Here is a 9,992-nt window from a genome sequence, read left to right on the forward strand (position 1 = left end):
GCCCTATGCCCCATGCCCCATCCCCCATTCCCAATTCATCTTGTAATTCTCCTCATATAATTTCCCCATAACTGAGCTGCTTGAGCACTACTACCAGATGTGGGGGAATTGTCGTCGTTTCCTAACCAAACACCGGTCACGAGTCGGCGGTTAGGAATAAAGCCAATAAACCATAAGTCAACGTTTTTGTCAGTTGTGCCTGTTTTCCCAGCTTCCCCCAGCCCAATGGATGCACTACGACCAGTACCTCTGGTGACTACCCCGCGCATCAAGCCAGTCATTTCATCGGCTACACCATTTGGTAGCACTGGTTTATTGGCGTCCCGACGATCGCGATCAAAAGAGTAGATCACACGGCAAGTTTTGATATCGTTGCGATCCTTACAATCTCCACTGTCTAGAATTCGGCTAATCGCATGAGGAGGATTCCACACACCACGATTGCCAATAGCGCCAAAAGCACCAGTCATTTCTAAAACATTTACTACACTTTGACCCAATACTAAACCAGGAACTGGATCGAGAGGCGACTTGATCCCTAAACGCTGGGCCATTGTCACCACTTTATCTAGTCCGACTTCCCTGGCTACTCGTAGAGCGATGGGATTTTCTGAAAGCGCAAGCCCAGTGGCAATATCTAAACTAGTGTCAGCACCAGCACGACATGGTTTGTAAGTAAAGCCTTGCCAACTCAAAGGAGAGCAAGAATAACTTTTTGATGCTGGAATTCCTTGTTGAATTGCAGCTGTGTAAGCAAATATTTTGAAGGTGGAACCTGGTTGCCTTTTAGCTTGGACAGCACGATTAAATTGACTTTTTCTGTAATCAGTCCCGCCCACCATTGCCAGGATACTGCCACTATTGGAGTCAAGGGTAACTACTGCTCCTTGAGAAAAATTAAAATTTGCCCCAGTGCTATTTACCGAATTACGCAAAGCTACTTCTGCCTGAGCTTGGATCGCTGGATCAAGCTGGGTTTCAATAATATAATTTCCCTCTTTTGCTGCTCCTTCTCCCAAAATTGATTCGAGTTCTTGGAAGACATAACTATAAAAATAAGGAGCGATGGTTTTGGCTTGCTGTTCGCAAACTTTGGGGCTAACTTGGACAGTGGAGCGTCTGGCTCGGTTGGCATCTTCTGGTTTAATTTTGCCCATTTCTAGCAATCGCTTAATCACGCGGTTGCGGTATTCAGATGCTTCTAGCTTATTTGGGCCATCTCCGCAAAAATCGAAAGCGTTGGGAGCTGGTAAAATTCCCACTAAAGTTGCTGCTTCAGACAGAGTTAATTCTTTAGCTGACTTATCAAAGTAATATCGAGCAGCATCCTCAAACCCAGAGGTATCTGCCCCCAAAAAAACCCGATTTAAGTAAGTCAGTAAAATTTCATCTTTGCTGTAAAATGTCTCTAGCTTCAAAGAGACAATAGCCTCTCGCAATTTGCGTCCGAGGGTGTCTTGTCTGCCTACATATTCGCGGAACAAACTGCGGGCAACTTGCTGGGTAACAGTGCTAGCTCCTTGCTGCACATCTCCACTGCGGCTATTTACCAACACGGCTCGTAAAATCCCCAGGGGGTCAACCCCAAAGTGCCAGTAATAACGGCTATCTTCTGAAGCTACGACAGCAACAGGCAAATAAGGGCCAAATTCCTCCAATCGCTTCATATCTACGTGGGAGGTAGTCCGAGGCTCTCGCAGGGGAGTGGCTCCATCACGGGCGTAAACCACCACTGGGGCGCGGGTCGCTGTGGGTAAGGGTTTCACTGAAAATTTTAGCCATTCGACGCCAATTACTAGCGCCAATAAGGCACTTACGCCACCGACACCGTAAGTTGTCCATGTTGCCGCTTTGACATACCAGGCTGGTGGATCAACGTATTGGAGGCGCACAGAGGCAGCAAGTTCTGGTGGCCCCAGAGTGAGGATATCCCCGTGGCGCAGTTCTAAAGAACTAACTCGGCGCTTGCCACGATAAATACCATTGGTGGAGTTTTCGTCTTTGATGATGAAAACGGGTGTACGTTGAGTAGAATCCCGCGACAGTGACAGGTGAATTTGGCTGACTACTGGGTTACGGATAACGATATCGCTGGATTTAGAACTGCGACCTAGGATATAGCGATCGCCCAATAGCGGATATATCTCCGCTTTATCCGCCCCCGCATCTTGCACCCATAGTTCCGGTACTTTGGCATTAGGCTTGAGCGCCAGTTTGGAAAAATCAACCCTAGCTTGAATGGTATGTACTGCTTGAGTCAGTTGACCAAGTAACGTTTGAGGCTTTCGAGGGGGTTGGGTAGGGGAACTCATCGGCTATTCACATCACACTCTTTAGTGAAATATCGGGGGAATTGCAATCTTAAATGTTAATCTTCCACCATTTTACTCGTAAGCCAAAAAAGAAATCGGCTGTACGGGATTATTAAAAATTAAAATTTATACCAAAAGTTATTCAAAAAGCTCAATTAAACTGTGATTTTTGTAACTTATTACATTGAGGCACTATATGTTTACACACTGGTAGAGTGCAGATCATGTCTACTTTTTCTGCCCTAAGTAAAGACAACATGTTTTTTATTTTTGTAATTTTAAACACTAATAAATCATAAATAAAGGATTTAAATTCCACTACCTCAACACATGAAAAAATTCTGAAACAAACACAAACATCTTCATTTAGGAAGATTTTAAAAAACTCATTGTCTGATTTAATGGGCCGAGAGTTCCGTTGAGGTTAATTTCAGAATGATGGGAAAATCTCTTACCCTGATTGGCACAGCTCTTACTTTGGCACTCTCCACTAATATTGCTGTTGCCCAATCTTCTAGTAAATCCCTTATAGCCCAATCCAGTAGCCAATCCACTAGTACGCCAACGGAAATCAATTTGTCACCAGAAGGATTTAAAATTCTGTGTGAGCGCTCCCCCCTTAATTCCCGTTGTCCGGGCGGCACAGCTGTTACACCCAGCACGCCTGGTAGCACTACAGTACCAGAAACCACGCCTTCTGAGGGTAGTACTAGTCCCAATAGCACAACTCCAGCACCAGAAAACATTACCCCACCTGAGCCTGGCACACCTGGCAACTTGACTCCAATACCAGGAAGCCCAACATCACCTGAACCTGGCACACCTAGCAACTTGACTCCAGTACCAGGAAGCCCAACATCACCTGAACCTGGCACACCTAGCAACTTGACTCCAGTACCAGGAAGCCCAACATCACCTGAACCTGGCACACCTAGCAACTTGACTCCAATACCAGGAAGCCCAACATCACCTGAACCTGGCACACCTAGCAACTTGACTCCAGTACCAGGAAGCCCAACATCACCTGAGCCTGGCACACCTAACAACTTGACTCCAGTACCAGGAAGCCCAACATCACCTGAGCCTAGCAGCCCCGGTAGCACTACTGAACCAGGTACTAGCTCTCCCAGTACAGTCCCAGACTCTGGTTCGCCAACAACTCCTACTCCAGGTAACTAAAAGTAAAAGCTAAGGCATAAGGGACTTCCAATTTGCAGTCAATGATAGTCCGTGCATCTGAAAATCTGCCAAGACTTAGATTAGTTGGCGTCCGATGCAAATAGCTGGAACCAATCGCTCAAGTCATCTCAGTAAAACTGAGTAGGGTTTCAGTCGTCAAAAGCCTGGGGTTATCAACCAACCCCAGGCTTTATCGTTTCAAAACGACTGCTAATTTTTTAGAAAAAATGCTTATTCATTTGTAGATCAATTAGATGAGAGCAAAGCCACTCTGGCTGAAAAAATGTTTTAAGAAAACACACAGCAGCAGGTTAGAAGCAAAAGCTAAGCTGTTACGCAAATAAACTTGTATATTTCGTGCTGAGGTTGTCAAGAGTCAAAAATCCACAGTCACAATGATGTAATTGCCTAAAAATGCATAAGTGCTAAACTACCGCGATCTGCGACTGGAAGTCGGTGTTTTTTGCAGGGAGGCAATTAACAGGCAAACAATGCCAGTACTAATAAATGAATCTGCTACGTTAAATACAGCAAAGTTAATCAGGCGAAAATCGAGAAAATCAACGACGTAGCCTAAAACAAACCGATCAATACCATTACCTATAGCGCCACCTAAAATCAAGCCATAGCCCAGCTGATCCCAAAGAGTTAACACTGGCCCAAACAATGCCAATGCTATCAATACTAAACTCACTCCTAAAGATAGCCAGCGCAACCACTCTACTTTCCCGCTTAACAGACTAAAAGCTGCACCAGTATTGGTGACATAGGTGAGGTGAAATATCCCCGGTAACAGCGGTAGCGTCTGTCCCAAACTGAAGGTTTGCACTACCCAGTATTTTGTCAGTTGATCTAAGGAAAAAGCTATGAAGGAAGCGATCCAAAAAAGGCGATTTTTTAAATACATAGTGAATTAATCATTGGTCATTTGCCATTGGTCATTGGTCATTGGTCATTAGTCATTAGTCATTAGCTTTTGACAAAGGATAAATGACAAAGGACGAATAACAACGAACTAATAAAACATTAAGTGACGCAATATAAATGCTATTACGGTGACGGCACAGACTACAGCTAATTGGCCTGGTAGTGCAAACCAAGAGTATCTCAAAATTGCTTGTATTAATGGTAAATTTTCTGTGCCTTTCCACTGAAAAAGATAGCTAATAATCAAATAAGTAATACCGCATACGTGGAGAGTTAACAAGCCACAAATGCAACTAAAGGCGAGAGTTTCTAGTCTAGGTCTGGCTTTAAAGGCGAACAAGCCACAAACCCAAGCTCCAGGAATAAAGCCTAGCAGATAGCCAAACTGAGATAGCTTGACATAACCGATACCACCGCCATCGGCAAATACAGGTAATAAGGTTAGCCCCATGACTAAATAGGCAATTTGCGAAAGCGCACCAGCATTTTTACCCCCTAAACAACCCACCAATAGCACTGCACCAATTTGAAAAGTGACACCTAAAGAAAAAGTCTGAATTCCTTGCTTACTCCAACTCCAAGGTAAGGTGATGCCATAAGCTTCTAAGAAAGTGCCACCCATTGTCAGGAGTAAGCCAATCATGGACCATAGTAATTGATTGGAAACGGCAAACATTTATTAGGCAAAAGGGGAAGGGCAAAAGGGAAAACCAACAGCAACCAGTATAGACATTAATATCTAAATAAATTTAAATTTTGTCCCTTAGCATATTTTTTTTGGTAATTTGACAAATAAAACTACATTATTAATTGTGTTTTGTAAAAATACATAACTTAATTTTCAATGTATTCATTGTCACTAAGTTTTTTTAAAAAAAGTATAAATTTTATCAAGCCAAAGTAGAAATAAGTGTTCAGTCTTCATAGAAAAAAATATTTTTTTCATTTTGTTAACCTTTTGTTTACCTTGAGCCTTACCATTTGAGGGTATCTTAGAAGCGCTCCCCTGGAAATTTACTAAAAATCAATAGCGATGCTTTCACCTCTAAATGTAATAAAAAATCATCGCCTCACAGCTTCAATTTCAGTGCTAGCACTGACAATAAGCCTAGCTGCTTGTGGCGGACAGCAAACTTCAGATAATACAACTACCCCTTCTGGAACTGCTACAGATACTACTGCCTCTAGCCCAGCCAAGCTAGATCTTGGTGGAAACGTAAAATTAACAGGGGCTGGTGCATCTTTTCCTGCACCACTGTATGATACGTGGTTTACGGATTTGAACAAAAAATATCCGAATCTGCAAGTTGACTATGCGTCAGTTGGTAGCGGTGCTGGAGTTGAGCAATTTATCAAAGGTACTGTAGACTTTGGCGCTAGCGACGTTGCTATGAAGGATGAAGAAATCCAGAAGGTGCCACAGGATAAGGGTGTTATTTTACTACCTGTGACTGCTGGTAGCATTGTACTGGCTTACAACTTGCCAGATGTTGCAGAATTGAATCTACCACGAGCGGTTTATGCTGATATTTTACTAGGCAAAATTAAGACTTGGAACGATCCAAAAATTGCTGCTGCTAACCCTAGTGCCAAGCTTCCTAACCAGCCGATTACGGTTGTGTATCGTTCTGATGGTAGCGGAACCACAGGCGTGTTCACAAAACACCTAAGTGCCATTAGCCCAGAGTGGAAAAGTAAAGTTGGCGAAGGCAAAACTGTAAGCTGGCCTGTGGGAGTTGGTGCCAAAGGTAATGAAGGTATTACTGCACAAATCCAACAAACTCAAGGTTCTATTGGTTACGTTGAGTACGGCTACGCCAAACAAAACAATCTCAAGTTTGCAGCTCTGGAAAACAAAGGCGGTAAGTTAGTTGTACCGACTGAAGAGTCAGCATCTAAAACCCTAGAATCAGTAACGTTACCAGCAAATCTGCGTGCTTTCATTGCCGATCCAGAAGGAGCAGATTCCTATCCTATCGTCACCTACACTTGGCTGTTGGTTTACAAGAAATATCCCAATGCGGCAAAAGCCAAAGCAATGGAAGCCGCTATTGAATACGCCTTAACTGATGGTCAGAAGCAAGCTGCTGCACTAGGGTATATTCCTCTACCCCAAAACGTGATTACAAAAGTGGCTGCTGCTGCCGACCAAATTAGTCCAGACTATAAAATCGCCGTTGGCAGTGGTGCTAGCGCTAGCAAGTAGCGTTAAGCAGTAGTCCAAGCAGAGATATAGCTAGTTAATAATTGGTTGACTGGTCGCTGAACTTGTTGCTTGATGGCTTTTTAACTTGAAACTTTAAGTTATTGGCGTCTCGGGTTAAAGAGATGATGAGGCGACAATTTCACTGATCTGGTTCCCTCCCACATTTTTCTCTCAATTTAATTGTTAAAGTCGGTAGTCATGACTACAAATTCTCAGAATCTGTCATCAGCGATGAAAAATCGCTCAGAAGTAGAAAAGTCGCTGGATCGAGGTTTTGTTTGGCTAACTCGAATTTTCGCATTTGCGATCGCTGCTATCTTACTATGGATTGCACTACAAGTTGCAACTGGAGCTTGGCCTGCCATCCAAAAATTCGGTGCTGAATTTTTAGCTAATAGCAGTTGGAATCCAGTTAACGATAACTATGGGGTACTGCCTCAAGTTTATGGAACTCTTGTAAGCTCTTTTATTGGTCTGTTGATAGCTGTACCGATTGGAGTTGGTACCGCTGTTTTACTGAGCGAGAATTTTCTTCCCTCAAAGGTGCGGACAGTACTTGTATTTTCGGTAGAACTGCTTGCAGCTATTCCTAGTGTTGTCTACGGAGTATGGGGGATTTTCGTATTAATCCCAATCTTAACCAACTTGGGAAAATGGCTTAATAATTACTTTGGTTGGTTGCCAATTTTTAGCACCTCTCCCACAGGGCCAGGAATGTTGCCAGCGGGAATCATCTTAGCGATTATGACTTTGCCCATCATTACCGCCTTATCCCGTGATGCCTTGATTTCTGTACCTTCCAGTTTGCGCCAAGCAGCTGTAGGACTAGGAGCAACACGCTGGGAAACGATTTTGAAAGTTATGATCCCAGCAGCTTTTTCGGGCATAGTTAGTGCTGTAATGTTAGCACTGGGTCGGGCAATGGGAGAAACAATGGCTGTGACGATGTTGATTGGTAACTCAAACAACATTAGTGTCTCTCTTTTTGCACCTGCTAATACGATCGCTTCTCTACTGGCAAATCAATTCTCAGAAGCCAGTGGTTTGCAAGTTGCGGCTTTAATGTATGCCGCATTAGTTCTATTTTTCTTGACGTTGGTAGTAAATATTCTGGCAGAGTTGCTCGTTCTTCGAGTCAAACGAGTGTAGCGTAGTTGTGGGTTGAATTTATGACTTCTAGTTTTCCAGAGCGTAGTCTAACTCGCTCCTCCATGTCTCCCCGGACGCTGTTTAACACAGTGATGACTATAGTAGCATTTACCTGCGGAGTATTGGCACTTATACCTTTGATAGCGGTGCTTTCTTACGTCATTATTCAAGGTTTTAGCAGTCTGAGTCCTAGTGTGTTTTTGGAACTACCACCCAAAGCTTTACAAAAGGGCGGAGGCTTTGGTAACGCAATCTTGGGAACACTGTTAATGGTAGGAATTGGAGCAGTGATTAGCATCCCCTTTGGTGTTTTAGGGGCAATTTACATCACAGAATTTAGCTCTCCTCAAGTCGCCAGGGGTATACGTTTTGCAGCCAACGTCCTCAGTGGAGTTCCTTCAATTATTGCTGGGGTCTTTGCCTATGGGATTGTAGTTTTATCATTAGTAAAACTTAATTTAGGCTCATATTCAGCTTTAGGTGGAGGGTTTGCGCTGGCAATTTTGATGTTGCCAATTATCTTGCGAACTACAGACGAAGCTTTACAGTTAGTATCGCAAGATTTACGACAAGCATCTGTGGGATTAGGAGCAACTAAGTTTCAAACAGTGAGTCAAGTGGTATTGCCAGCAGCCCTACCAGCAATTGTAACTGGATCAACATTGGCGATCGCTAGAGCATCAGGAGAAACTGCACCCTTACTGTTTACAGCTCTATTTTCCAACTTCTGGCCCGATAGCTTATTTCAACCAACAGCTTCCCTAGCTGTTTTGGTTTACAAATACGCTATTTCTCCATTTAAAAATTGGCAGTCACTAGCTTGGGCAGCCTCTTTAATTTTGGTATTGATGGTTCTAATTACAAGTATCATTGCTCGCTGGGCAACTAGCAAAAAAGATTAGTAAAATAGCATTTTCAGGGCAAATTTACATCACTAAAATTAATAATACACCTACTTTATGGCTACTAACATTAGTACAGTGAATGACACTGAAACCGTTTTACGCACCGAAAACCTCAACGTCTACTACGGCAAGTTTTTAGCCTTACAAAATATTTGGCTAGATATTCCGAAAAATCAGGTGACAGCCTTTATTGGCCCTTCTGGTTGTGGTAAAAGTACGTTGCTGCGATGCTATAACCGTCTCAACGACCTGATTGATTCATTTCGGGCAGAAGGTAAGGTATTTTTTTACAATAAAAACTTGTATGCAACCGAGATTGATCCTGTAGAGGTGCGTCGTAGAATTGGGATGGTCTTTCAAAGACCCAATCCATTTCCGAAATCAATTTATGACAATATTGCTTTTGGAGCCAAAATCAACGGCTACAAAGGTAATATGGATGAACTGGTAGAACGGAGTTTGCGGCAAGCAGCTTTGTGGGATGAAGTAAAAGACAAATTACGACAAAATGGCTCAGCCTTATCTGGTGGACAGCAACAGCGATTATGTATTGCTCGCGCGATCGCAGTTCAACCAGAAGTTATATTGATGGATGAACCTTGTGCTGCTCTTGACCCAATCTCCACCTTGCGGGTTGAAGAATTGATTCACGAACTTAAACAAAAATACACTATTGTCATCGTCACCCACAACATGCAGCAGGCTGCGCGGGTTTCTGATAAAACTGCCTTTTTCAACGTTCGGTCTACAGACACCGGTGGTCGTATTGGCTTTTTGGTAGAATACAACTCAACAGAAGTGATTTTCAACAATCCTCAGCAAGAAGATACCCGAGATTACGTCAGCGGCAGATTTGGATAAAAGTTCTATTAGTAGAGAACAAGAAACAGGAAACAGGCTCGAAAGGCTCTGAATTTTCGCTTGGTGTCAGGATTTTACAATGAGTTTATGTTCTAAGCTATGTGACAACTGCTATACTTTCCCCGCAGGTTTTACAGATTTTTAGATACAAAAGGGCACAACATTGTTGTGCCCTTTTGTATCTAAACCCGCGACATCACCGTTAGTTTCAGCACTGATCTGATTTTTAGCAATTTTCAAAGAGGGACATTTAAAGGGTAAATTAGGGCGATCGCACTAAATCAATTAGGTTTAACTAATCGAGTCCCACAGCTGTAGCAAAATTTAGACCAAAGTCTCAACGGCGGGCTAGCCCCTAAATTCATTTATGGGGGTTAGCCGTTGGCGAATTTATTCGCCGTCAAGTTTCTTTCTGATTTTGGATGTACATCTTCACCGCTTCCAGTGGTGCGC

At 43.1% G+C, this 9,992-nt stretch carries 8 protein-coding genes; 4 read left to right on the plus strand and 4 right to left on the minus strand.

Translation table 11 applies throughout. From position 1 onward, the window contains the following. Positions 1–35: 35 nt before the first annotated feature. The 4 genes from IQ246_RS26585 to IQ246_RS26600 all read right to left on the minus strand — a co-directional run bounded on the left by IQ246_RS26585 (position 36) and on the right by IQ246_RS26600 (position 5,094). Entirely contained in the window at positions 36–2,312 is a 2,277-nt protein-coding gene (locus tag IQ246_RS26585) for a transglycosylase domain-containing protein (protein WP_194006296.1), read from the minus strand. Between the two features lie 398 nt (positions 2,313–2,710). Then, the gene (locus tag IQ246_RS26590; RefSeq protein WP_194006297.1) at positions 2,711–3,415 is read right to left on the minus strand and encodes a hypothetical protein; all 705 of its coding nucleotides are present in this window, start codon (positions 3,413–3,415) and stop codon (positions 2,711–2,713) included. A gap of 506 nt (positions 3,416–3,921) precedes the next feature. Then, positions 3,922–4,398 carry a signal peptidase II gene (gene lspA, locus IQ246_RS26595; protein ID WP_194006298.1) on the minus strand — a complete coding sequence of 159 codons (477 nt, stop codon included), beginning with the start codon at positions 4,396–4,398 and terminating at the stop codon, positions 3,922–3,924. A gap of 108 nt (positions 4,399–4,506) precedes the next feature. Beyond that, positions 4,507–5,094 carry a biotin transporter BioY gene (locus IQ246_RS26600; protein ID WP_194006299.1) on the minus strand — a complete coding sequence of 196 codons (588 nt, stop codon included), beginning with the start codon at positions 5,092–5,094 and terminating at the stop codon, positions 4,507–4,509. A gap of 357 nt (positions 5,095–5,451) precedes the next feature. On the opposite strand from IQ246_RS26600, the gene pstS reads away from it, so the two are divergent. The 4 genes from pstS (at position 5,452) to pstB (ending at position 9,539) form a co-directional block, all read left to right on the plus strand. Beyond that, positions 5,452–6,624, plus strand: coding sequence for a phosphate ABC transporter substrate-binding protein PstS (gene pstS, locus IQ246_RS26605; protein ID WP_194006300.1), 1,173 nt, complete (start codon positions 5,452–5,454; stop codon positions 6,622–6,624). A 198-nt stretch (positions 6,625–6,822) separates the two neighbouring features. Next, on the plus strand, positions 6,823–7,773 hold the full coding sequence (pstC, locus tag IQ246_RS26610) for a phosphate ABC transporter permease subunit PstC (RefSeq protein ID WP_194006301.1): 951 nt from the start codon (positions 6,823–6,825) through the stop codon (positions 7,771–7,773). A gap of 20 nt (positions 7,774–7,793) precedes the next feature. Beyond that, complete coding sequence (pstA, locus tag IQ246_RS26615) at positions 7,794–8,675, plus strand: phosphate ABC transporter permease PstA (protein WP_194006302.1); 882 nt, start codon at positions 7,794–7,796, stop codon at positions 8,673–8,675. Between the two features lie 57 nt (positions 8,676–8,732). Then, a complete protein-coding gene (pstB, locus tag IQ246_RS26620; protein ID WP_194006303.1) occupies positions 8,733–9,539 on the plus strand; it encodes a phosphate ABC transporter ATP-binding protein PstB in 807 nt (268 codons plus the stop codon). The last annotated feature ends 453 nt before the right edge of the window (positions 9,540–9,992 follow it).

This window comes from aff. Roholtiella sp. LEGE 12411, assembly GCF_015206995.1.
In the GTDB taxonomy this organism is placed as follows: Bacteria; Cyanobacteriota; Cyanobacteriia; order Cyanobacteriales; family Nostocaceae; genus Komarekiella.